The sequence below is a fragment of the Streptomyces sp. NBC_01546 genome, from assembly GCF_045208355.1.
GTDB lineage: Bacteria > Actinomycetota > Actinomycetes > Streptomycetales > Streptomycetaceae > Streptomyces.
In genome coordinates this window covers 3,017,046-3,037,693 of sequence record NZ_CP109379.1, presented here as the reverse complement: position 1 = coordinate 3,037,693, position 20,648 = coordinate 3,017,046, and the positions used below count along the sequence as shown (strand labels likewise).

Sequence of the window (20,648 nt, the reverse complement as noted above, 5' to 3'; positions counted from 1 at the left end):
GGCCATTGTCCCTGGTCGGCGCCCTACTTGAGGCGCTCGGCGATGCGGTTGCGGAGGGACTCCATCGTGAAGCCCTTGGGGTCGATCTTGCCCGGTTGCCATTCCAGGTGGCCGATCACGGAGCGGGCCGTCCAGGCGTGGACGCGGCACAGGGCCGCCGAGGCGCGGGTGATCGCGTCGAGCTGGACCGCCGGCCAGGGGTCCTTGCCGTTGCCGAGGTTCTCGCACTCGAAGCCGTAGAAGTGGCGGTTGCCGTCGGTGTTGGCGTGGTGGTCCGGCGGCAGCCGCTTCTCGGCGATCACCGCCGCGAGAACGTCGGAGTCCCCGGCGCCCGCGTGGTTGGCGCGGCCGTAGCCGACCAGGTGGACCCGGCCGTCCTTGGTGATCACGCCGTGGCAGAGCGGGCCCGGGAGGTCGGAGTCGCCCTGGCGGCAGAAGGACACCGTGTTCGCCGTGCCGTTGGAGACGGTGTGGTGGATCATCACCCCGTGCACCGGCCCCCAGGGGCCCTTGTGGTTGCGGTTGTGGGTGCGCCAGGCGCCCACTTCGACGACGGTCAGACCCTCGGCGCGCAGTGCGTCGAGGAACCGGCCCGCGGACATGGGTGCGGCCATGACCCCTCCTTCCGTGGACACCCTGTGTGCCCACGTCGCTACTCTCCGGTGTAGTGGAGGGGGTTCTTCCGCGCCAGTGGATTCGTACGGCGAGCGAGCGGATCCGGACAGCGGTCAGGCCGGGGCGAGCCACAGGTCCGGGCCGAACACCTCGTAGTGGATGTCGGCGGCCGGCACGCCCTTGGCCAGCAGCTGCTCGCGCACGGACCGCATGAAGGGCAGCGGTCCGCAGAGGTAGGCCCGGGTGCCGGGCGGGACCGGTACGGCGGTCAGGTCGAGGCGTCCCGTGCCGTCGCCCGGCTCGGCCGACTCCTCGTACCAGAACCGGGCCGACGCGTCGGCCAGCTTGTGCGTGAGCGCCCGGTGGTCGCCGCGGAGCGGGTGGTCGGCCGGGGACCGGTCGGCGTGCAGGACGGTCACCGGGGCGCTGTGCCCGGTCTCGGCGAGGTGTTCCAGCATCGACAGCATCGGGGTGCAGCCGATGCCGGCCGAGGCGAGCAGGATCGGGGCGGTGGAGTCACGGAGGACCAGGTCGCCGTACGGGGCCGAGACCCGCAGGGTGTCGCCAGCCCGGACCCGGGCGTGGAGGTGGTTCGAGACCTCGCCGTCCGGGCCCGCCGCGGCCGGACCGTGGACCCGCTTGACGGTGATCGCGCGGACCGGGGAGCCGGGCGCGGTGGAGAGGCTGTACTGGCGTATCTGGCGGGCGCCGTCGGGGAGTTCGACCTGCACCGAGACGTACTGGCCGGGCTTGAAGGCGGGCGCCGGAGCCCCGTCGGCGGGGGTCATCCGGAACGTGGTGCAGTCCGCGGTCTCCTCGACCCGGCCGGTGACGGTCCACTCGCGCCACACGTCCCCGGCGACGATCCGCTGCTCGGCGTAGAGGCGCTCCTCGATGGCGATGAGGGCGTTGGCCATCAGCCAGTAGACCTCGTCCCAGGCCTCGGCGACCTCGGGGGTGACCGCCTCGCCCAGGATCTCGGCGATCGCCTCGAAGAGGTGCCGGTGGACGACCGGGTACTGCTCGCGGGTGACGCCCAGGGAGGCGTGCTTGTGGGCGATGCGGCCCAGCATCACGTCGGGGCGGGTGTCCGGGTGCGCGACGAGGTGGGTCGCGAAGGCGGCGATGGAGCCGGCCAGGGCCTGCTTCTGGAGGCCGGCGTTCTGGTTGCCCCGGTTGAAGAGGTCGCGCAGGAGTTCCGGGTGGGCCGCGAACAGCTTCGTGTAGAAGAGCTCCGTGATCTCGCCGATCGCCGCGCCCACGGCGGGCAGGGTGGCTCGTACGGTCGCGGTCGACTTCTCGGAAAGCATCGGGACTCCTCGCGAAATGGAATTGGCATATGAGATGCATGTTTTTGAACGCGGGTCCGCCATGATGCGGACTTCCGTTCGAACTGCCGTCGGGGGCAGCCTAGACAGGTCGGACGCCGCTGCGAATCGGCCATTCGGCCCGGGGTGTCAGGGTCTTTCGGCCCCCGCCGGCGAACTGCCCGAGATGCCCAGCAGGAGCGGTCCGGTCGGGGCCGCCACCAGGTCGTTCACCGTCAGCGGGTCCAGTGCGGCGAAGAAGGCCTCCTGGGCCCGGCGCAGTGCGCCGCGCAGCACGCAACCGCCGCGCAGCGGGCAGGGGGTGGCGCCGTCGCAGTCCACGACGTCGCCCGCGCCCTCCAGTTCGCGCACCACCCCGCCCACCGAGGCGTCGCGCCCGGCAGGGGTCAGGGTGAGCCCGCCGCCGCGGCCGCGCCGCGCCTCGACCAGGCCGAGGTGCTGCAGCCTGGCGACCACTTTCGCCGTGTGGGTGTACGGGACCTCCATGGTCGCCGCGACCTCGCGCGTCGTGGGGAGGGCTGCCGCGTCGGCGTCCGTGACGGCCAGGCGCATCAGGACGCGCAGGGCGAGGTCGGTGAATCGGGTCAGCCGCATGCGTCCACCATAGAAAATTTGCATCCACAATGCAAAATATGACGCCCGTGGTGGGGTGCGGTGGCTGAAACCGGTGGGTCCAGAGGGGCGCGTGGGAAGGAGGTGGACCCAGAAGAGTGCCCCACGCCCAGACGGAGTAGTCCCACCCTTTTGTGTAATGGTCCCATCACGTTCCGCACTGGAAGGCTGCATCCCGCAGAGTCATGGAGTGATCGAAAGGGATACACATGTCGGTCCAGGCAGGTTCCGAGACCCAGACGCCGCAGCGCAGTCTGGGGACATCGGCCGCGCGGAACTTGGCGACCACGACCAAGTCCGCGCCGCAGATGCAGGAGATCACCTCCCGGTGGCTGCTCAAGACGCTCCCGTGGGTCTCCGTGCAGGGCGGCACGTACCGCGTCAACCGACGGCTGAGCTACTCGGTCGGCGACGGGCGCGTGGAGTTCATCAAGACCGGGACCCAGGTCCAGGTGATCCCGGCCGAGCTCGGCGAGCTCCCGCTGCTGCGGGAGTACGAGGACCTCGAGGTGCTCGGCGAACTCGCCCAGCGGTGCCGGCAGATCGACTTCGAGGCCGGCCAGGAGCTCACCTCCTTCGGCAGCCCCTCCGACCAGGTCTTCCTCCTCGCCCACGGCCGCATCGACCAGGTCGGCCCGGGCCCCTACGGGGACGACGCCGTCCTCCAGACCGTCGCCGACGGCGCGTACTTCGGTGAGGACTCCCTCGCCGACGAAGAGGCGATCTGGGAGTACACCGCCCGCGCCGCCACCTCCGGAACCGCGCTCGTCCTGTCCCGGCAGGACTTCCAGCTGCTCGCCGACCGCGTGGACTCGCTGCGCGAGCACGTGGAGCACGTACGGACGCTGCCCGCCCAGCGCACCAACAAGTACGGCGAGGCGGCCATCGACCTCTCCGCCGGCCACCAGGGCGAGGCCGTGCTCCCCGGCACCTTCGTGGACTACGACGCCCACCCGCGCGAGTACGAACTCTCCATTGCACAAACGGTCCTGCGGGTGCACACCCGCGTCGCCGACCTGTACAACCAGCCGATGAACCAGACCGAGCAGCAGTTGCGGCTCACGGTCGAGGCGCTGCGCGAGCGCCAGGAGCACGAGATGCTCAACAACCGCGACTTCGGCCTGCTCCACAACACCGACTACGACCAGCGCATCCAGCCGCACGACGGCGCGCCCAGCCCCGACGACATGGACCAGCTGCTCAGCATGCGGCGCGGCTCCAAGTTCTTCCTCGCGCACCCCAAGGCCATCGCCGCCTTCGGCCGCGAGTGCAACAAGCGCGGGCTGTACCCGGAGCCGGTCGACATCGGCGGCCATCACGTGCCGGCCTGGCGCGGGGTGCCGATCTTCCCGAGCAACAAGATCCCGATCAGCGACGCCCGCACCACGTCCATCCTGTGCATGCGTACCGGCGAGGAGGAGCAGGGCGTGATCGGCCTGCACCAGCCGGGCATCCCGGACGAGATCGAGCCGAGCCTGTCGGTCCGCTTCATGGGGATCAGCGAGCAGGCGATCATCTCGTACCTGGTCACCGCCTACTTCTCCGCCGCGGTGCTGGTGCCGGACGCGCTCGGCGTACTGGAGAACGTCGAGATCGGCCGCTGGCGCTGAGGCGGCCGGCCGAAGAGCGTCGGGGGGACGGACACGCCATGGCGACCACCGAGGCGATCGCGACCGGTGAGGGTCAGGAGGCCGCGGCCCTGCTGGAACGGACAAGAGAAACGGTTAACCCGGAACTGCGCCGGACGGTCGAGAGCCTGCCCGGTTCCATGCGGCGCGTCGCGATGTACCACTTCGGCTGGGAGCACGCGGACGGCACACCGGCCGCGGGCAACGCCGGAAAGGCCATCCGGCCGGCCCTGGTGCTGGCCGCGGCCCAGGCCCTGCAAGGCCACGGGCACGGGCACGGGCAAGCGTCGGGCGGGCAGGTGGGCGACGCCGTCCGGGCGGCGGCGGCCGTGGAGCTGGCGCACAACTTCACGCTGCTGCACGACGACGTCATCGACAAGGACACCCGGCGGCGCGGCCGGGCCACGGCCTGGACCGTCTTCGGGATACCGGACGCGATCATCACGGGCGACGCGATGATGGCGCTGGCGCTGCGCCTGCTCGCGGAGGATCCGCATCCGGCGTCGGCGGAGGCCTCGGCGCGGCTCGCGGCCTGTGTCATCGAGCTGTGCGCGGGCCAGCAGGCGGACTGTGCCTTCGAGCAGCGCGCGTACGTCTCGCTCGACGAGTGCCTGACCATGGCGACGGCCAAGACCGGGGCCCTGCTGGGCTGCGCCTGCGCACTGGGCGCGCTGTACGCGGGCGCCGGGCCGGACGAGGCCGACGCGATGGACGCCTTCGGGCGGGAGGCGGGACTGGCCTTCCAGCTGATCGACGACCTGATCGGCATCTGGGGGGATCCGGGGCACACCGGCAAGCCCGCCGGGGCCGATCTGCTCGCCCGCAAGAAGTCCCTGCCGGTGGTGGCCGCCCTCACCTCGGGCACCGAGGCGGGGGAGGAACTGGCCGCCCTGTACGCGGGCCCCATGAGCGGGGACGACGTGCGCAAGGCCGCCGACGCGGTGGACCGGGCCGGCGGTCGGGACTGGGCGCAGGCCCACGCCGCCGACCGGATGGGCCGGGCCGTGCAGCAGCTGTCCCGGGCCGTACCGGACCTCGGGGCGGCGGGCGGGCTGCTGGCTCTCGCGGAGTTCGTGACGCGCCGGACACGGTGAGGTGGTTCGGTTCCGGCGCCGACGGGTGCCGGAACCGGGCTGTCCGCGCATCGGGCCCAACTCTAGGATCGCTCAAGGTTGTTGATGATTGAGCGAAGGGTGAGGCCCATGGGGCTGGACATACGTCAGGCGGATCAGTCGGACCGGGACGCGGTGGCGCGGCTGCTCGACGAGGCCTTCCGGACCGACCCGGTGAGCAGCTGGGTCTTCCCGGACCCCGAGCACCGGGCCGCGGTGCACGGCAAGTTCCTCGGGGTGTTCGTGGACGTGGCGCTGGCCGAGGGCCGGATCGACTACGCGGTGGACGGTTCCGCGGCCGCGCTGTGGCTGCGGATCCCGGCGGGCGATCAGGAGGGGGAGGCCGTCGAGGATGAGGTTCCGGCGAGGATGCGGGCCGAAGCCGACCCCGACAACGAGCGGTGCGAGCTGGTCGGCCGGCTCACGGGCGCGGTGCACCCGACGGCGGAGGAGCACGAGTACCTGCTGATGATCGCGGTCGCCCCGGGCCGGCAGGGGGAGGGGCTGGGCAGCGAGCTGATGCGGCCCGTGCTGGAGCGCTGCGACCGGGAGGGCGTGCCGGCGTACCTGGAGGCGAGCAGCGAGCGCAGCAAGGGGCTGTACGAGCGGCTCGGCTGGGAGTTCACGGGCGAGGCGGTCAGGCTCCCGGACGGTCCGCTGATGTGGCCGATGTGGCGCAAACCGCGCGGGTAGTCGCGGGGGCGCCGCGGCGCGGCGACGGGGGTGTTTGCGTAACCACTTCATCTGAAGTACTTTATTTGACGTGCCTCGGTGTGGTGGCTCCCCCGGCTACCGCTGGGACGTACCCCCTGTCGAACGGAAGAGAAACCGCTTGCGCAAGCTCACGTACCTCGTCGCCACGTCCGCCGGACTACTCCGGCGCCATGTTCGGGGAGTTCCCGGAGACGGTGCCCACGCACGTCCGGGCGTCCCTGGGTGTCGAGGGGGTGGAAGGAAAGCACTTCGACGCGGTCGTGATGGGGCGCGGCACCTACGACCCGGGGCTCAGGCTGGGGATCACCAGCCCGTACTCCCATCTGGCCCAGTACGTCGCCTCCCGCTCCCTCGGCACCTCGCCCGACCCGGCCGTGGAGATCGTCTCGGGCGACGTGCCGGATCGGGTGCGGAAGCTGAAGGAGCAGCCGGGTCTGGGGATCTGGCTCGCCGGCGGCGCGGACCTGGCCGGACAGCTGGTCGAGGAGATCGACGAGTTCGTGGTCAAGACGTACCCGGTGTTCGCCGGATCCGGCATCCCGATGTCGCGCGCCGGCTTCGGGATCCGCGAGCTGGAGCTGACCGACCTCAAGCGCTTCGGCGGAGGCCAGGTCGTGACCACGTACGCGCGCAGGCGCTGACTCCGCCGGACGCGCGAAACCGGCCTACCGTGGAGGTATGGCCGGTGACGAGCAGCAGCACGCGCAGGAGACGGTAGCCCCGCATGCCGGGCACGAGCAGCAGATGTGCCCGGCATGCGGGAGCCCCGTCGATACGCTGATCAGAAGGCGCAAGTCCCTCGGGATCTTCATTCCGGAGTGGGTGGCGGGTTCCTGCCGGAACCCGGACTGCCCGCGGTACGTGGCTCCGGAGGGGGCCCGGCCCTAGCCCGGCTCTGGCCCGGCCCGGCCCCGGTCCGGTCCTTCCTAGCCCTTCGTGTCCAGGCCGGAGGCGACGAGGCCGTTGGCCCACAGCTGGTTGACGCGCGCCCGCTCGGTGCTGTTCGGGGTGGCGTTCTGGCACGAGGTGCCCGGGCCGCCGCCCGACATCAGCTCGCTGCACGGACCCGAGTAGTGGTCGGGAAGACCCAGCACGTGACCGGTCTCGTGTGAGGTCACCCGGGTGGAGTTGTACTGCTGGTTCTGCCGGTAGTCGAGGAAGATGTAGCCCCGGCCGTGGCCGTCCGTGCTCGCGTACGAACCGCGCGAGTCGTTGCCCTCGCGGTACGAGAAGTTCCCGCCGGAGGAGACCTCCTGCAGTTTGACGTTGGTCACCGAGCTGTTCCAGATCTGCGTGGAGCGGGCTATCTGGGTGCGGAAGCTCGGCGCGTTGCGGGTGTTGTAGGTGACGGTCACGGCCAGGACGCCCGGGTTCGCGGCGCGCTGCTCGGCGACCGAGCGCTGAACGGCTTCGAAGAAGGCCTTGTTGGCGGCCTGGTTCTCCTGCGAGTTGTCGTACGCCGCGTAGCTCGCGGGCGTGCCGGCGGGGGCGGTGGCGGCGGTGGCGGTGGGGACGACGCCGAGGGCGGCGGCGAGGCCGAGGCCGATGGTGGTGGCCAGAACGGCCTTACGGGAGTGGCGCATGTGGGGGAGCTCCTACTCGTCCGGTGCGGTGGGGGGTGGTCGTTCGAACCGGAGTCTGAGGGAGCGGAAGTGCCCGGCGGATGATGTCACTCCCCGATAGCGCGGGCCTATCGGGGAGATTTCGACAGGGCAACTGGTATGAGAATGGCGGGATTAGGGGGGCTATCGGTGGCTGGTGTTGTCCCCCGGCCGCGGCCTACCCTCGGGGCATGGAGCTTGAGGTCAGGCACCTGCGCGCGCTGTGCGCCATCGCCGACGCCGGGAGTCTGCACAAGGCCGCCCGGCACCTCGGCGTGAGCCAGCCCTCCCTCACGACCCAGCTGCGCCGTATCGAACGGGCCCTGGACGGAGAGCTGTTCCTTCGCGACCGGACCGGCTGCCGGCCCACCCCCTTCGGGCGCACCGTACTGGGCCGGGCCCGTCCGCTGCTCGCCGAGATGGCCGCGCTGGTGGCGGAGGCCCGGGCGCTGGCGCACGGGCCGCGGCTGCGGATCGGCTCCACGGCCAGCCGTGCGCTGCCGGGCTGGCTCCGGCGGATCCACCGGCGGCTTCCGGACACCGAGACCTCGCTGGTGGTGGACGTGTCGGCCAACGCGCTGCTGAGGATGGTGGCTTCGGGGCAACTGGACGTGGCCTTCGTGCACGAGGTAGAGGGCAGTCCGCTGCGGGTGCCGGCCGGGCTGCAGCTGCACGTGCTGATGGAGCGCGAGCCGCAGTTCGTGTCGATGTCCCGGGACCATCCGGCCGCCGGGCAGGCGGTGGTGTCCTTACGGGACCTGGCCGACGACCGCTGGATGGTGGACCCGTCGGTCGACGGCGAATGGGACGGCCTGCGGAGGGTCTTCGCCGGTGCGGGGCTGGACCCGCCGGTGCTGCACGCCGACTACCACACCGCGAGCTCGCTGATCGTCTCCGGCGAGGCGGTGGCTCCCTGCCAGCCGACCTCCGGGCCGCGCGAGGACATGGCGATCCGGCCGCTGTCCGGCGACCCCCTCGCCGTGCGGCTGCTCCTGGCGACCCGGCCCGGCGCCCATGCGGAGGTCTACGAGGACCTCCGCGCCGCCTATCGCGAGGCGGCCCTGCGCACGCCCCCGTACCGGGCATGGCTCCACCACCACGCGAGCCCGCTCCTGGAGGCGGCGTAGCCCTGCGGCACCGCTGCTGGGGCTCCGCCGGTGGGCTCCGCCGGACGCAGGCCGGACCGGTGCGGCGCCGCTGCTGGGGCTCCGCCCCAGACCCCGCGCCTCAAACTCCCCCAGCTACCGCTGGGAGGGGCCCCCAGGCGGGGCTGGATTTTGGCTGATGCCGTCCGGCTGGCACAACCCAGCCTCGCCGGCGTTTGAGTGGGGGTCCCCCCGGACGGAGTCTGGGGGAGGGTCCGGGCGGAGCCCGGTTTCTGGGGGCACCTCCCAGCGGTAGCTGGGGGAGAAGGGGCGGGGTGGGGGAGGCCCCGCGCAGCGGCCCCGGCCTGGTCAGCGGGACCGGCGGGCGTGGTCGTACGCCAGGGACAGGGCGCCCTGGGCCGTCAGGACGGCCCCGGCCGCCGCCCAGCCGGGGCTGCGCCGGCGGGCCGACTCCCGCAGCCGGTCGGCGGGCTCTCCCGGGGTCAGCCCGTCCGGCTCGCCGTCCGGCCGGCCCCGCTCGTCCCACTCGTCCCACTCGTACGCGGCGGCGCACCGGAACCCGCTCGCCGGAGATCGGCATGCCCACACGCCAAGGCAAACCGCCTCAATTGGCTCAGAGCGGGGATTTCGGCGGCATGCTTGACTTCCCCCAACCGCGATATATCGTGTTACTCAGAAGACGCGATATGTTGCGTGCGTCGAGTCCCGTCCGTGAACGCACGAGGAGGATCAGCCCCATGGCCGAGCAGGCGTCGCAGTCGACGTGGCACATCGCCGAAGCGCAGAAGCTCACCTTCGAGGAGCCCGTGACCAGGCTCCGCGTCCGCCTCGTGAGCGGCACGGTGAACGTGATCGCCGCCGAGGAGGGCCCCGCCCGCCTGGAGGTGACCGAGGTCGACGGACCGCCCCTGTACGTGGTGCAGGAGGGCGGCACCCTCACCGTCTCCTACGAGGACCTGCCCTGGAACGGGTCCCAGGGCTTCAAGAAGTGGTGGGAGGCCAAGCCCTGGAAGGCCTGGTCGAGTTCCGCCTCCGGCCGCAAGGCGTGGGAGCGCAGCGCCGCCGTCACCCTCACGGTCCCCGCCACCACGCACGTGGAGCTGGCCGTGGTCGACGCGACCTCCTTCGTCTCCGGAATCTCCGGCGGCACCGAGGTGAACGCGGTCTCCGGCGGCGCCACGCTGTCCGGGCTGTCGGGCAAGGTCAAGGCGCACACCGTCTCCGGCAACGTCGAGGCCCAGTCCGTCACCGGCGACCTCGGCTTCCACTCGGTGTCCGGCGACCTGACGGTCGTCGACGGCGCGGGCGTGAGCGTACGGGGCGACTCGGTCAGCGGCGACATGCTCATCGACCTGGACCTCGACCCGTCCGCCCCGCGCCCGGTGGACATCGCGGTGAACTCCGTGTCCGGCCAGGTCGCCATCCGCCTGCCGCACCCCGCCGACGCCCGCGTGGAGGCCAACACCGCCACCGGCGGCGTCTCCAACGCCTTCGAGGACCTGCGGGTCTCCGGCCAGCTGGGCTCCAAGCGGATCACCGGAACCCTCGGCTCGGGCACCGGCACCCTGCGCGCCACCACGGTCTCGGGAGCGATCGCACTGCTGCGCCGCCCCCCGGCCGACACCGACGGCACGGCCTCCGCCCCCACCCCGCTCGCGCTCGACAAGAAGGTGCTCTGACATGCCGCCCGTCTTCGCCCACGGCCGCCTCCGCCTCTACCTCCTCAAGCTGCTGGACGAGGCCCCGCGGCACGGGTACGAGGTGATCCGACTGCTGGAGGAGCGTTTCCAGGGCCTGTACGCGCCCTCCGCGGGCACGGTGTACCCGCGGCTGGCCAAGCTGGAGGCCGAGGGCCTGGTCACACACGCCACCGAAGGCGGGCGCAAGGTGTACTCGATCACCGAGGCGGGCCGGGCCGAACTGGCCGACCGCGGCGGCGAACTCGCCGACCTGGAGCTGGAGATCCGCGACTCGGTCACCGAACTGGCCGCCGAGATCCGCGACGACGTCCGGGGCGCGGCCGGTGACCTGCGGCGCGAGATGCGGGCGGCGGCCTCCGCGTCGGCGACGAGGGTCGACGACGAGTCCTGGAAGACGATCAAGGAGGAGATGAGCAAGGCCCGGCAGGAGTGGAAGGAGCAGGCTCGGCGGGCGAAGGACGAGAGCCGCCGGGCTCGCGAGGAGGCCCAGCAGGCCCGCCGTCAGGCCAAGGAGGCCCAGGAGCGGGCCCGTGAGGAGGTCCAGCGCATCGCGGGGCAGCTCCAGGAGCAGTTCGCCAAGTCGGGCGGGGTCCTGGGCAGTCTGGCCGGAGCCTGGCTCGGCGGCGGTACGACGCCGACCGCGCCGACCGCGCCGACCCAGCCGACCCAGCCGACCGCGCCGGCCGACTCCGCGGCGCCCCCGGTGGCCGACACCGGCTGGGCCGAGGACCTGACCCCCACCGGCGACCCGGCCCGGGACCTGGACCGGCTGCTGGACCGTTTCCGTGACGACGTCCGCGACGCGGCCCGCGACCACGGGGTGTCCGCGGCCCAGCTGGCCGAGGCCCGCGCCCACCTCGCCGCGGCGGCCTCCCGCCTCAAGGCCGCTCTCAACGGTGCGTGACTAGGGCGTGTCTTTCGGACCTTGCCGGGCCCGCGCTGCCCGGCACCGCACCTCGCCGCGTTGTCGGGGCTCCCAAGTACGTCCAGTACGAGGGGAGCTCCTCCGCCTTGCGATGCACGGCACCGGACAACGCGGGCTCGGCCGACAAGATCCGAAAGACACGCCCTAGGCTGCCAGGCCCGTCTCCGCGGTCGCGTAGGTGACGCCGTGGTCCGTCAGGACCTCGGCGACCGTGCCGGGGCGGGAGAGCAGTGCCAGCAGTAGGTGCGTGGCGGCGATGCGGCGGTCCTTGCGGCCCAGGGCGATCCGCAAGGACTGTTCCAGGACCTTCTTCGCGCCCTGGGTGAAGGGGATGTGCCGCGTCCGCCGCCGGGGGGCCGCCGGGGACAGCGCGCCCTCGCCGTGGGCCTCCTCGACGCGGGAGACGATCTCCGAGAGGTCGATGCCGAGCCCGGCCAGCGCCTCCTCGTCCGCCCTGGACATGCCGCCCCGGCGGCGGGCCGCGGCGAGGTCCGCGGCCAGCGCCGCACGGTCGACGCCCAGGAAGTCCAAGGCGCCGCGGGACAGCAGGGCGAGCAGCAGGTGTTCCTCGGTGACCGTGGCGGATCCGGCCTGCCGGGCCTCGGCTGCGGCGCCCGTCACGGTGTCGCGGGCCTCGGTCGTGAAGCGTTCGAACATCAAAGCCTCCCGTGCTTCTTGTGCACGGCCTGCCGGCTGACGCCCAGCTCGGCCGCGATCTCCTGCCAGGACCATCCCTGCGCGCGGGCACTGCGTACCTGTACGGCCTCCAGCTGCTCCAGCAGTCTGCGGAGGGCGGCCACGGCACGCAGGCCCACGCGCGGGTCGCGGTCGCCGGCCCGCTCGGCGAGGTCGGTAGCTTCCGTCATGGATGTCAATGTAGGTTGACACGGGAGAGGGCGTCAACCCTTATTGACGCCCGGGTGCGGGTTACGGGGTGAGGACGATCTTCCCGAAGAGGTCGCCCGACGCGAGCTTCTCGAACCCCTCGCGCGCCCGGTCCAGCGGCAGCACCTCGTCGATGACCGGCCGCACCCCGGTGGTCGCGCAGAACGACAGCAGGTCCTCCAGCTCGTCCTTCGAGCCCATCGTCGAGCCGACCACCTTCAGCTCCAGGAAGAAGATCCGGGTCAGCTCGGCGTGCTCCGGGCGGTCGCCGCTCGTGGCGCCGGAGATGACCAGGGTGCCGCCCGGGCGCAGGGATTTCACCGAGTGCGACCAGGTGGCCGCGCCCACCGTCTCGATGACGGCGTCCACCCGCTGCGGCAGCCGCGCGCCGGGCTCGTACGCCTCCAGGGCGCCCAGTTCCACCGCCCGCTTGCGCTTGGCCTCGTCCCGGCTGGTGGCGAAGACGCGCAGGCCGGCCGCCTTGCCGAGGACGATGGCGGCGGTGGCCACCCCGCCGCCGGCGCCCTGGACGAGGACGGAGTCCCCGGGGCGGACCCCGGCGTTGGTGAACAGCATCCGGTACGCCGTCAGCCAGGCCGTCGGCAGACAGGCGGCCTCCTCGAACGAGAGCCCGGGGGGCTTGCGCAGGACGTTCCAGGCGGGCACGGTGACCTGCTCGGCGAAGGTCCCCTGGTAGCGCTCGGTCAGGATCGAGCGGGGCTCGTCCGGGCCGACCCCGTGACCGCTCTGGCCGATCACGGAGTGCAGGACGACCTCGTTGCCGTCCTGGTCGGTCCCGGCGGCGTCGCAGCCGAGGATCATCGGGAGTTTGTCCTGGCCGAGGCCCACCCCGCGCAGCGACCACAGGTCGTGGTGGTTGAGCGAGGCGGCCTTGACGTTCACGGTCACCCACCCGGGGCGGGCCTCGGGGGCGGGGCGCTCGCCCAGCTCCAGGCCGTTCAGCGGGTGGTCACGGTCGATTCGGGCGGCATAGGCAGCGAACATGCCGCGACGCTACCGCTGGGTAGGCCGGGGTTCCAGCCCCTCCGGGACCGGGGCGGTGAGGTCTTCGTCGCACCGGGCGAGCGGCGCGTCAAAAAGGCAGCGGCCCGGCCGGATGGATCCGGCCGGGCCGCTGCCCGTACAGCTTGTTGCGGAGATCAGGCCAGGCGGGCCACGCCGTCGGCCTTCGCCGCGGCGGAGACGGCCGCGGAGACGGCCTCCGCGACGCGCGGGTCGAACGGCGACGGGATCACGTAGTCGGCGGAGAGCTCGTCACCCACGACACCGGCGATGGCGTCGGCGGCGGCGATCTTCATGCCCTCGGTGATCCGGGTCGCGCGCACCTTGAGGGCGCCCGCGAAGATGCCCGGGAAGGCCAGCACGTTGTTGATCTGGTTCGGGAAGTCCGAGCGGCCCGTGGCCACGACCGCCGCGTACTTGTGCGCGACGTCCGGGTGGACCTCCGGGTTCGGGTTGGCCATGGCGAAGACGAACGCGTCCTTCGCCATCGAGGCCACCGCCGCCTCGGGGACCGTGCCGCCGGAGACGCCGATGAAGACGTCCGCGCCCGCGAGGGCCTTCTCCAGCGAGCCGGTCTGGCCCGTCTTGTTGGTCAGGCCCGCGATCTCCGCCTTGACGTCCGTCAGGTCCGAGCGGTCCGCCGAGACGACGCCCTTGCGGTCCGTCACGCACACGTCGCCGATGCCCGCGTCCACCAGGATCTTGGCGATGGCGATGCCCGCGGCGCCCGCACCCGAGATCACGGCGCGCAGGTCGCCGAGCGTGCGCCCGGTGAGCTTCGCGGCGTTGCGCAGCGCGGCCAGCGTGACGATGGCCGTGCCGTGCTGGTCGTCGTGGAAGATCGGGATGTCGAGCGCCTCCTGAAGGCGGCGCTCGATCTCGAAGCAGCGGGGCGCGGAGATGTCCTCCAGGTTCACCCCGCCGAAGGACGGCGCGAGACGGATGACCGTCTCGATGATCTCGTCCGTGTCCTTGGTCGCGAGCGCGATCGGAACCGCGTCCACGCCGCCGAACTGCTTGAAGAGAATGGCCTTGCCCTCCATCACGGGGAGGGAGGCCTCGGGACCGATGTCACCGAGCCCGAGCACGGCCGTGCCGTCGGTGACGACGGCGACCACGTTGGACTTCCAGGTGTACTCGTTCACCAGGTCCGGCTGCTCGGCGATGGCGCTGCACACCTTCGCCACGCCGGGGGTGTACGCGAGGGACAGGTCGTCCTTGTTGTTGACCGGCACCGTGGCCTGGATGGCCATCTTGCCGCCCCGGTGCAGCGCGAACACCGCGTCCGGGTTGTTGTCCGTCGCGCTGTCAGTGTGAGGGTTGACGATCTCCGCTGCCACTTTGTGTGACCCCTTAAGTCCTTTGAATCGTTGAGGGTGGCCACTCCTGGTTAAGGGGTGGGCGGGCACCGCGTTCGTACTCCGCATCGACGGTTGGACCGCCTCCGCGGAGGGGAGGTTCGTACGCGCGGGCGCGCCGCACGCGCGCCCTGAGCCCCGGATGAGGGGTGTAAGGATCTGTTCTACCGGATGAACGCTCACCCAGACGAGTCGATTCCGGCTCGACCATAGGCTGCTTGTCATGGTTTTGGCTAAAAGTCCAAACCCTTGTGTCCAATGGGCGAGACGCACCGCAAATAGTGAGCCCAAACGGGCTGGTCACGGCGTTTTGTGCGGCTCCGAGGGCCCTTGCCCGCAGTCCTGTTGGGTCGTCGGGCGTGTCCGTTATCTGATTTTGACCTCACGGGCACCCTGAATGCGGCAGTCCGAATGGCAAGATGCCGTAATCACACAAGGTCGCGACACTCGATGGTGCGTGCCCGACCATTTTTCGGTGCTTTTCCATCAGCCGGAGGAACCCGCTCATGACCGCAAGCATCACCCGTCGTACGACCGCCGCACGGTCCCGGATCGCCGCGGTCGGCGCGATCGCGGTCGCCGGCGCCCTGATCCTCACCGGCTGTGGCGACCAGACGGACAAGGCCTCCACGACCCCGTCCGGCCAGGCGAACAACAGCAGCGCACCGCTCTTCTCGAAGCTTCCGAAGAAGATCCAGGACGCGGGTGTCATCAAGGTCGGCACGGACGCGACCTACGCGCCGATGGAGTTCACCGAGGGCGGCAAGATCGTCGGTGTCGACCCCGACGTGGCGGCGGCCCTGGCCAAGCAGCTCGGTGTGACGTTCAAGTTCGAGTCCGGCACCTTCGACACCCTGATCGGCAGCATGCAGACGGGCCGCAGCGACCTGGTCATGTCCTCGCTCACCGACACCAAGGCCCGTCAGGAGGGCCTGGACGACAAGGGCGCCAAGACCGGTGCCGGTGTCGACTTCGTCGACTACTTCTCCGCCTCGACCGGCATCCTGGTCAAGAAGGGCAACCCCGAGGGCATCAAGACCCTCGACGACCTGTGCGGCAAGAAGGTCGCCGTCCAGCGCGGCACGACGTACGAGCAGTCCGCCAAGGACCAGTCCGAGAAGTGCAAGACGGCCGGCAAGGGCGAGATCGGCATCGAGTCCTTCCCGACCGACGCCGAGGCCCAGACCCGCGTGAAGGCCGGCGGCGCCGTCGCCGACCTGAACGACTCCCCGGTCGCCGCGTACATCGCGCAGACCGCGGGCGGCGGCAACGACTTCGAGGCCATCGCCAACCCGACTGACGCCGGCCTCTTCGGCATCGCCGTGGACAAGAAGAACACCGAGCTGCGCGACGCGCTCAAGGAAGCCCTCGACGCGGTCATCAAGGACGGCACGTACAAGGCCGCCCTGGACAAGTGGAATGCGGGCTCCGGCGCCGTGACCGAGGCCAAGATCAACGCGGGCTCCTGATCTCCGCGCAGACCGCAGCACACTGAAGGGCAGTCACTGTGACTGACAAGCTCGACAAGGTCCCGGACCCGGCGGACACCCCGCCGGCCGGGGCCGTCCCCCCCGAGATGATCCGCGCCATCCCGGTCCGCCACTACGGCCGCTGGATCAGCGCCGTGGTCGTCATCGGCCTGGTCGTGGCGCTCGCGATCGCCTTCTCGCAGGGCAACGTGCGCTGGGCGACCGTGCCGGAGAAGCTGTTCGACCCCACCATCCTGCGTGGCGTCGTCAACACGATCTGGATCAGCGTCGCCTCGATGGCCCTGGGCCTGGTGCTCGGTGTCCTCTTCGCCGTGATGCGCCTCTCGAAGAACCCGGTGACCAGCACCATCTCCTGGTTCTACATCTGGCTCTTCCGCGGCACCCCGGTGTACGTGCAGCTCCTCATCTGGTTCAACCTCGCCCTGATCTTCCCGATCCTGAACCTCGGGTTCTACAAGGACGAGATGACCCAGGTCATGACGCCCTTCCTGGCCGCCCTGCTGGGTCTCGGCCTCAACGAGGGCGCGTACATGGCGGAGATCGTCCGGGCCGGCATCCAGTCGGTCGACGAGGGCCAGAGCGAGGCCTCGCACGCGCTCGGCATGACCCGGATGCAGACCATGCGCCGCGTCGTGCTGCCGCAGGCCATGCGGGTGATCGTGCCGCCGTCGGGCAACGAGTTCATCAACATGCTCAAGACCTCGTCGCTCGTCGTCGCCGTGCAGTACTTCGACCTGCTGCGCGCGGCCCAGGACATCGCGTCCACCTCGTTCGCGGTGATGGAGATGTTCTTCGTCGCGTCGATCTGGTACCTCGCCCTGACCAGCGTGTTCAGCGTCGGCCAGTACTACCTGGAGCGCCGCTACGCCCGCGGTGCGCTCCGCTCGCTGCCGCCCACGCCGCTGCAGAAGATCAAGGCGAAACTGTCCCGCTTCTCGAACCGCAAGGCGGTGGCCTGATGACGACTGCCATGGTGAAGGCCGAGGGCGTCCACAAGTCCTACGGTGCGGCGCACATCCTCAAGGGCATCGACCTGGAGGTCGCCCCGCGTGAGGTCTTCTGCCTGGTCGGCCCGTCCGGCTCCGGCAAGTCGACCTTCCTGCGGTGCATCAACCACCTGGAGCAGGTCAACGCCGGACGGCTGTACGTCGACGGGACCCTCGTCGGCTACCGCGAGAAGGGCGACAAGCTCTACGAGCTGAAGGACAGCGAGGTCGCGGCCCAGCGCCGGGACATCGGCATGGTCTTCCAGCGCTTCAACCTCTTCCCGCACATGACGGCCATAGAGAACGTCATGGAAGCCCCGGTCATGGTCAAGGGCGAGTCCAAGGCGGTGGCGCGCGAGCGTGCCGCACGCCTCCTGGACCGTGTGGGCCTCGGCGACAAGGGCGGGAACTACCCCACCCAGCTCTCCGGCGGCCAGCAGCAGCGCGTGGCGATCGCCCGCGCGCTCGCCATGGAGCCGAAGCTGATGCTCTTCGACGAGCCCACCTCGGCGCTCGACCCGGAGCTGGTGGGTGACGTCCTCGACGTCATGCGGGACCTGGCCGAGTCGGGCATGACCATGATCGTGGTCACGCACGAGATGGGCTTCGCCCGCGAGGTCGGCGACAACCTCGTCTTCATGGACGGCGGCGTGGTGGTCGAGTCCGGCCACCCGCGCGATGTGCTGGGCAACCCGCAGCACGACCGGACGAAGGCGTTCCTGTCCAAGGTGCTCTGACACCGGGCCGGACGTGCGAAGGAGGGGCGGTACGGGATTCCCGTACCGCCCCTCCGCCGTTCTCGAGTCCCTACTTCAGACCTAGGACCAGCCCGTCCGAGGGGGAGCGCCAGACCGTACGGGCCTCCGCGAACCCCGCGTCGAGCAGGGTGCGTGCGTGCCAGGCCTCGGAGGGGGTGTCGCCGTCGGCGTGCTCCCCGTAGATCTCGAAGCGCCGCTTCACCGGCTCGGCCAGTACCGGATCCGCGGCGGCCAGGGCCCACCACTCGCGCCAGTCGGGCACCCCGGACGCCTTGGCGCGGTCCATCCCGGCGTGCCGGTGGGCGTGCTCGGCGGCGTCGATGCGCGGGGTGGCCGGGTCGGGCATGTGATCGGCGTTCATGAACACCCCGCCCGGGCGGACCAGGGGCGCGAGCTGCCCGTACAGCACGGCCAGGTCCTTGCTGGGCAGCCAGTGCAGGGCCGTCGCCGTCAGGACCGCGTCGTACGCGTCGTGGGGGAGGGCCGCGCGCCACTCGGGGTCCTTGAGGTCGGCGGTCACGAAGGTGACCCGGTCGTCGCCCGCGAAGTGGCCCCGGGCGATGGCCAGCAGCGCCGGGTCGAGGTCGACGCCCGTGCTGGTGGCCTCCGGGAACCGCTTGAGCACGCGGTCCGTAATACTTCCCGTACCGCACGCGAGATCCAGCACCCGGGGGGCGGGGCCGACCAGGGCCTCGACCATGTCCAGCATCACCCGGAACCGCTCCTCGCGGTCGGGCATGTACCACTCCTGCTGGCGGTCCCAGCTGTCCTGCCATGCCTGCCAGTAGGCGCTGGTACCGGCCGTCCCCGTCGTATCCACCATCACGAACCCCTCCGTACGTAATACCCTCGAATACGTCTCAGCCGTTACCGGAGACACTAATCCGCAGCCGTAAGGACTACAAGTGGAACTGGCCCATTACTCGGACTTCGCCGTGCGCCTGGTCAACACCGAGGAGCCGGCCCGCAACAAGGACTCGCTGACCTCGGTCGACGCCGTTCGCGCCCTGTTCGGCGCCAGCGTGCAGATGGCCCGCCGGGTCACCGACACCGACGTCACCCGCTTCCGCAACGTCCGCGGCCGGCTGCGCGCAGTCTTCGAGGCGGCCGACGGCGGCGACCACGTCCTCGCCGTCGACCTGCTGAACTCGCTGCTCATGGAGTTCCCCGTCAGCCCCCAGGTCTCCGGCCACGAGACCCTCGGCGAGGACGGCGCCCCCGACTGGCACATCCACCTCGCCGAGCACCCCTCGAACGCCTCCGCGGGCTACGCCGCCATGGCCTCCTTCGGCCTGGCCTTCCACCTCACCGAGCACGGCCCCGACCGGCTCGGCCTGTGCCAGGCCGCGCCCTGCCGCAACGCCTACCTCGACACCTCCACCAACCGCTCCCGGCGGTACTGCTCCGACCGGTGCGCCACCCGGGCGAACGTGGCGGCCTACCGCGCCCGCAAGCGGCTGGAGGCCGAGGCGTCCGCCCAGAGCGGGCGCAGCGCCGAGGCCGCCCACGAGAGCCGCGCCCTCAGCGAGCGCTGAGCGTCCTCGCGCGGCCGGAACCGCAGGACCGCCGTCGCCAGCACCAGCTCCTCGGGCACCGGCCCGTAGACGGTGCTGTCGCCGGTCTCGTTGTACGGGTTGTCGCCGAGCACCCACCAGCAGCGGCCCGGCCGCCGCTCCACCGCGCGCTTGACCACCAACAGGTCCTGCTGGAACGGGTGGCGCAGCACCACCACGTCACCCGGACGGACGGCCGCCCCGTAGCGGACCACCAGCCGGTCGCCGTGGAGCAGCGTGGGCACCATCGACGGCCCCGTCACCTCCAGCACCTCGAACCGCTTGCGCGGGCGGCGCCCGTTCTCCGTCATGCCCGACCTCCTCGTCACCCCCCGCATGCTGCCGTACGGATCCGTACATTCGCTCACCGGTCCGCCCGCGACCCTGGACTTTTGTCCTAAGCCCATGGGGGCGACCGCGAAAAGGCGATTCCGAGCGAGTAATCTCCCCCTTGAGAAGACGATCACGAGGAGGACACACTCCATGCTTTCCCGCCTCTTCGCCCCCAAGGCGAAGGTCTCCGCCCACTGCGATCTGCCGTGCGGCGTGTACGACCCTGCCCAGGCCCGCATCGAGGCCGAGTCCGTCAAGGCCGTGCAGGAGAAGTACCAGGCCAACGACGACGCCGACTTCCGCGCGCGCGCCATCACCATCAAGGAGCAGCGCGCCGAGCTCGCGAAGCACCACGTCTCGGTGCTGTGGAGCGACTACTTCAAGCCGCCGCACTTCGAGAAGTACCCGCAGCTGCACACCCTGGTCAACGACACCCTGAAGGCCCTCTCGGCCGCCAAGGCGTCGAACGACCCGGCGACCGGCCAGAAGGCCCTCGAGCTCATCGCCGAGATCGACCGCATCTTCTGGGAGACCAAGGCCGCCTGATCCGGCGCCCGGTACCCCTGCCCGCCCGCGCCGTCTTCGGCGGGCGACGCGACAACAAGAACGGCCCGACTGCCCACCTGGCAGCCGGGCCGTTCTCGTACGGGTCACTCGTCCTCGTCGTCCTCGTCGTCCAGGCGGGCCAGCCAGGTGGCCAGGCGTTCCACCGGGACCTCGAAGTCCGGGTTCAGGTCGACGAAGGTGCGCAGCTGCTCGGCGAGCCACTCGAAGGTGACCTCCTCCTCGCCGCGCCGCTTCTCCAGCTCCTCGATGCCGCGATCGGTGAAGTACAAGTCGGGCTCCGTGCCGTGATGAGGGTGTTCAGGGGGTGTTTCCCGCCAGGATAATCCGCCCGGCCGCGAAGCCTCCCGGCTGCGG

The 20,648-nt window shown here is 71.0% G+C and carries 24 protein-coding genes; 12 read left to right on the top strand and 12 right to left on the bottom strand.

Annotated features, from left to right (window positions below; translation table 11 throughout):
- Positions 1-23 precede the first annotated feature (23 nt).
- The 3 genes from OHA89_RS13470 to OHA89_RS13460 form a co-directional block, all read right to left on the bottom strand.
- Positions 24-614, bottom strand: coding sequence for an N-acetylmuramoyl-L-alanine amidase (locus tag OHA89_RS13470; RefSeq protein ID WP_215146796.1), 591 nt, complete (start codon positions 612-614; stop codon positions 24-26).
- 114 nt (positions 615-728) lie between these two features.
- Complete coding sequence (locus OHA89_RS13465; RefSeq protein ID WP_266615044.1) at positions 729-1,925, bottom strand: globin domain-containing protein; 1,197 nt, start codon at positions 1,923-1,925, stop codon at positions 729-731.
- A gap of 147 nt (positions 1,926-2,072) precedes the next feature.
- Entirely contained in the window at positions 2,073-2,537 is a 465-nt protein-coding gene (locus tag OHA89_RS13460) for an Rrf2 family transcriptional regulator (protein WP_257554244.1), read from the bottom strand.
- Between the two features lie 227 nt (positions 2,538-2,764).
- On the opposite strand from OHA89_RS13460, the gene OHA89_RS13455 reads away from it, so the two are divergent.
- The 4 genes from OHA89_RS13455 to OHA89_RS13440 all read left to right on the top strand — a co-directional run bounded on the left by OHA89_RS13455 (position 2,765) and on the right by OHA89_RS13440 (position 6,650).
- On the top strand, positions 2,765-4,165 hold the full coding sequence (locus OHA89_RS13455; RefSeq protein WP_215146799.1) for a family 2B encapsulin nanocompartment shell protein: 1,401 nt from the start codon (positions 2,765-2,767) through the stop codon (positions 4,163-4,165).
- A gap of 38 nt (positions 4,166-4,203) precedes the next feature.
- Complete coding sequence (locus OHA89_RS13450) at positions 4,204-5,277, top strand: family 2 encapsulin nanocompartment cargo protein polyprenyl transferase (protein ID WP_266615040.1); 1,074 nt, start codon at positions 4,204-4,206, stop codon at positions 5,275-5,277.
- 108 nt (positions 5,278-5,385) lie between these two features.
- Positions 5,386-5,988 (top strand): GNAT family N-acetyltransferase, encoded by a 603-nt coding sequence (locus OHA89_RS13445; protein ID WP_257554242.1) that lies wholly within the window; start codon positions 5,386-5,388, stop codon positions 5,986-5,988.
- 191 nt (positions 5,989-6,179) lie between these two features.
- Positions 6,180-6,650: a dihydrofolate reductase family protein gene (locus OHA89_RS13440; protein ID WP_406366255.1), complete on the top strand. Its 471-nt coding sequence runs from the start codon at positions 6,180-6,182 to the stop codon at positions 6,648-6,650.
- Between the two features lie 285 nt (positions 6,651-6,935).
- Here the strand turns inward: OHA89_RS13440 and snpA are convergent, their stop codons facing one another.
- Complete coding sequence (gene snpA / locus OHA89_RS13435) at positions 6,936-7,592, bottom strand: snapalysin (RefSeq protein ID WP_266615035.1); 657 nt, start codon at positions 7,590-7,592, stop codon at positions 6,936-6,938.
- 209 nt (positions 7,593-7,801) lie between these two features.
- Between snpA and OHA89_RS13430 the strand changes: the two genes are divergently transcribed.
- On the top strand, positions 7,802-8,737 hold the full coding sequence (locus OHA89_RS13430) for a LysR family transcriptional regulator (RefSeq protein ID WP_215146804.1): 936 nt from the start codon (positions 7,802-7,804) through the stop codon (positions 8,735-8,737).
- Positions 8,738-9,064: 327 nt separating this feature from the next.
- Here OHA89_RS13430 and OHA89_RS13425 read toward each other — a convergent pair whose 3' ends face one another.
- On the bottom strand, positions 9,065-9,304 hold the full coding sequence (locus OHA89_RS13425; RefSeq protein ID WP_406366252.1) for a hypothetical protein: 240 nt from the start codon (positions 9,302-9,304) through the stop codon (positions 9,065-9,067).
- A gap of 149 nt (positions 9,305-9,453) precedes the next feature.
- Between OHA89_RS13425 and OHA89_RS13420 the strand changes: the two genes are divergently transcribed.
- Positions 9,454-10,395 carry a DUF4097 family beta strand repeat-containing protein gene (locus tag OHA89_RS13420; protein WP_266615032.1) on the top strand — a complete coding sequence of 314 codons (942 nt, stop codon included), beginning with the start codon at positions 9,454-9,456 and terminating at the stop codon, positions 10,393-10,395.
- A 1-nt stretch (position 10,396) separates the two neighbouring features.
- Positions 10,397-11,320, top strand: coding sequence for a helix-turn-helix transcriptional regulator (locus tag OHA89_RS13415; RefSeq protein WP_406366250.1), 924 nt, complete (start codon positions 10,397-10,399; stop codon positions 11,318-11,320).
- Positions 11,321-11,485: 165 nt separating this feature from the next.
- On the opposite strand, the gene OHA89_RS13410 is transcribed toward OHA89_RS13415, so the two are convergent.
- The 4 genes from OHA89_RS13410 to OHA89_RS13395 form a co-directional block, all read right to left on the bottom strand.
- Positions 11,486-11,998 (bottom strand): Clp protease N-terminal domain-containing protein, encoded by a 513-nt coding sequence (locus OHA89_RS13410; protein ID WP_406366248.1) that lies wholly within the window; start codon positions 11,996-11,998, stop codon positions 11,486-11,488.
- The gene (locus OHA89_RS13405; RefSeq protein WP_042818984.1) at positions 11,998-12,207 is read right to left on the bottom strand and encodes a helix-turn-helix domain-containing protein; all 210 of its coding nucleotides are present in this window, start codon (positions 12,205-12,207) and stop codon (positions 11,998-12,000) included. The genes OHA89_RS13410 and OHA89_RS13405 overlap by 1 nt, the downstream gene beginning before the upstream one ends.
- Positions 12,208-12,268: 61 nt before the next feature.
- Positions 12,269-13,231 (bottom strand): zinc-binding dehydrogenase, encoded by a 963-nt coding sequence (locus tag OHA89_RS13400; RefSeq protein ID WP_406366246.1) that lies wholly within the window; start codon positions 13,229-13,231, stop codon positions 12,269-12,271.
- Positions 13,232-13,386: 155 nt separating this feature from the next.
- Positions 13,387-14,589, bottom strand: a complete 1,203-nt coding sequence (locus tag OHA89_RS13395; protein ID WP_266615023.1) for an NADP-dependent malic enzyme — start codon at positions 14,587-14,589, stop codon at positions 13,387-13,389.
- A gap of 524 nt (positions 14,590-15,113) precedes the next feature.
- Between OHA89_RS13395 and OHA89_RS13390 the strand changes: the two genes are divergently transcribed.
- From OHA89_RS13390 to OHA89_RS13380, 3 genes are read left to right on the top strand one after another with little or no spacing between them, the layout of a single operon-like run.
- Complete coding sequence (locus OHA89_RS13390; protein ID WP_266615022.1) at positions 15,114-16,076, top strand: ABC transporter substrate-binding protein; 963 nt, start codon at positions 15,114-15,116, stop codon at positions 16,074-16,076.
- 38 nt (positions 16,077-16,114) lie between these two features.
- The gene (locus tag OHA89_RS13385) at positions 16,115-17,056 is read left to right on the top strand and encodes an amino acid ABC transporter permease (RefSeq protein WP_374199310.1); all 942 of its coding nucleotides are present in this window, start codon (positions 16,115-16,117) and stop codon (positions 17,054-17,056) included.
- Positions 17,056-17,820 carry an amino acid ABC transporter ATP-binding protein gene (locus OHA89_RS13380; RefSeq protein WP_285444464.1) on the top strand — a complete coding sequence of 255 codons (765 nt, stop codon included), beginning with the start codon at positions 17,056-17,058 and terminating at the stop codon, positions 17,818-17,820. The genes OHA89_RS13385 and OHA89_RS13380 overlap by 1 nt, the downstream gene beginning before the upstream one ends.
- Before the next feature lie 70 nt (positions 17,821-17,890).
- On the opposite strand, the gene OHA89_RS13375 is transcribed toward OHA89_RS13380, so the two are convergent.
- Complete coding sequence (locus OHA89_RS13375) at positions 17,891-18,664, bottom strand: class I SAM-dependent methyltransferase (RefSeq protein WP_257554233.1); 774 nt, start codon at positions 18,662-18,664, stop codon at positions 17,891-17,893.
- 82 nt (positions 18,665-18,746) lie between these two features.
- On the opposite strand from OHA89_RS13375, the gene OHA89_RS13370 reads away from it, so the two are divergent.
- Positions 18,747-19,376, top strand: a complete 630-nt coding sequence (locus OHA89_RS13370) for an ABATE domain-containing protein (protein WP_257554232.1) — start codon at positions 18,747-18,749, stop codon at positions 19,374-19,376.
- On the opposite strand, the gene sodX is transcribed toward OHA89_RS13370, so the two are convergent.
- Positions 19,280-19,705 carry a nickel-type superoxide dismutase maturation protease gene (gene sodX, locus OHA89_RS13365; protein ID WP_215146813.1) on the bottom strand — a complete coding sequence of 142 codons (426 nt, stop codon included), beginning with the start codon at positions 19,703-19,705 and terminating at the stop codon, positions 19,280-19,282. The genes OHA89_RS13370 and sodX overlap by 97 nt on opposite strands.
- 172 nt (positions 19,706-19,877) lie before the next feature.
- On the opposite strand from sodX, the gene sodN reads away from it, so the two are divergent.
- Positions 19,878-20,273 (top strand): superoxide dismutase, Ni, encoded by a 396-nt coding sequence (sodN, locus tag OHA89_RS13360; protein WP_136215065.1) that lies wholly within the window; start codon positions 19,878-19,880, stop codon positions 20,271-20,273.
- A gap of 104 nt (positions 20,274-20,377) precedes the next feature.
- On the opposite strand, the gene OHA89_RS13355 is transcribed toward sodN, so the two are convergent.
- On the bottom strand, positions 20,378-20,563 hold the full coding sequence (locus OHA89_RS13355; protein ID WP_010061466.1) for a DUF6104 family protein: 186 nt from the start codon (positions 20,561-20,563) through the stop codon (positions 20,378-20,380).
- Positions 20,564-20,648 lie beyond the last annotated feature (85 nt).

What these genes read in the sequence shown, in the direction of transcription:
- OHA89_RS13470 (WP_215146796.1), bottom strand. Translation starts at nt 614, where the DNA reads ATGGCCGCACCCATGTCCGCGGGCCGGTTCCTCGACGCACTGCGCGCC.
- OHA89_RS13465 (WP_266615044.1), bottom strand. Translation starts at nt 1,925, where the DNA reads ATGCTTTCCGAGAAGTCGACCGCGACCGTACGAGCCACCCTGCCCGCC.
- OHA89_RS13460 (WP_257554244.1), bottom strand. Translation starts at nt 2,537, where the DNA reads ATGCGGCTGACCCGATTCACCGACCTCGCCCTGCGCGTCCTGATGCGC.
- OHA89_RS13455 (WP_215146799.1), top strand. Translation starts at nt 2,765, where the DNA reads ATGTCGGTCCAGGCAGGTTCCGAGACCCAGACGCCGCAGCGCAGTCTG.
- OHA89_RS13450 (WP_266615040.1), top strand. Translation starts at nt 4,204, where the DNA reads ATGGCGACCACCGAGGCGATCGCGACCGGTGAGGGTCAGGAGGCCGCG.
- OHA89_RS13445 (WP_257554242.1), top strand. Translation starts at nt 5,386, where the DNA reads ATGGGGCTGGACATACGTCAGGCGGATCAGTCGGACCGGGACGCGGTG.
- OHA89_RS13440 (WP_406366255.1), top strand. Translation starts at nt 6,180, where the DNA reads ATGTTCGGGGAGTTCCCGGAGACGGTGCCCACGCACGTCCGGGCGTCC.
- snpA (WP_266615035.1), bottom strand. Translation starts at nt 7,592, where the DNA reads ATGCGCCACTCCCGTAAGGCCGTTCTGGCCACCACCATCGGCCTCGGC.
- OHA89_RS13430 (WP_215146804.1), top strand. Translation starts at nt 7,802, where the DNA reads ATGGAGCTTGAGGTCAGGCACCTGCGCGCGCTGTGCGCCATCGCCGAC.
- OHA89_RS13420 (WP_266615032.1), top strand. Translation starts at nt 9,454, where the DNA reads ATGGCCGAGCAGGCGTCGCAGTCGACGTGGCACATCGCCGAAGCGCAG.
- OHA89_RS13415 (WP_406366250.1), top strand. Translation starts at nt 10,397, where the DNA reads ATGCCGCCCGTCTTCGCCCACGGCCGCCTCCGCCTCTACCTCCTCAAG.
- OHA89_RS13410 (WP_406366248.1), bottom strand. Translation starts at nt 11,998, where the DNA reads ATGTTCGAACGCTTCACGACCGAGGCCCGCGACACCGTGACGGGCGCC.
- OHA89_RS13405 (WP_042818984.1), bottom strand. Translation starts at nt 12,207, where the DNA reads ATGACGGAAGCTACCGACCTCGCCGAGCGGGCCGGCGACCGCGACCCG.
- OHA89_RS13400 (WP_406366246.1), bottom strand. Translation starts at nt 13,231, where the DNA reads ATGTTCGCTGCCTATGCCGCCCGAATCGACCGTGACCACCCGCTGAAC.
- OHA89_RS13390 (WP_266615022.1), top strand. Translation starts at nt 15,114, where the DNA reads ATGACCGCAAGCATCACCCGTCGTACGACCGCCGCACGGTCCCGGATC.
- OHA89_RS13380 (WP_285444464.1), top strand. Translation starts at nt 17,056, where the DNA reads ATGACGACTGCCATGGTGAAGGCCGAGGGCGTCCACAAGTCCTACGGT.
- OHA89_RS13375 (WP_257554233.1), bottom strand. Translation starts at nt 18,664, where the DNA reads ATGGTGGATACGACGGGGACGGCCGGTACCAGCGCCTACTGGCAGGCA.
- sodX (WP_215146813.1), bottom strand. Translation starts at nt 19,705, where the DNA reads ATGACGGAGAACGGGCGCCGCCCGCGCAAGCGGTTCGAGGTGCTGGAG.
- sodN (WP_136215065.1), top strand. Translation starts at nt 19,878, where the DNA reads ATGCTTTCCCGCCTCTTCGCCCCCAAGGCGAAGGTCTCCGCCCACTGC.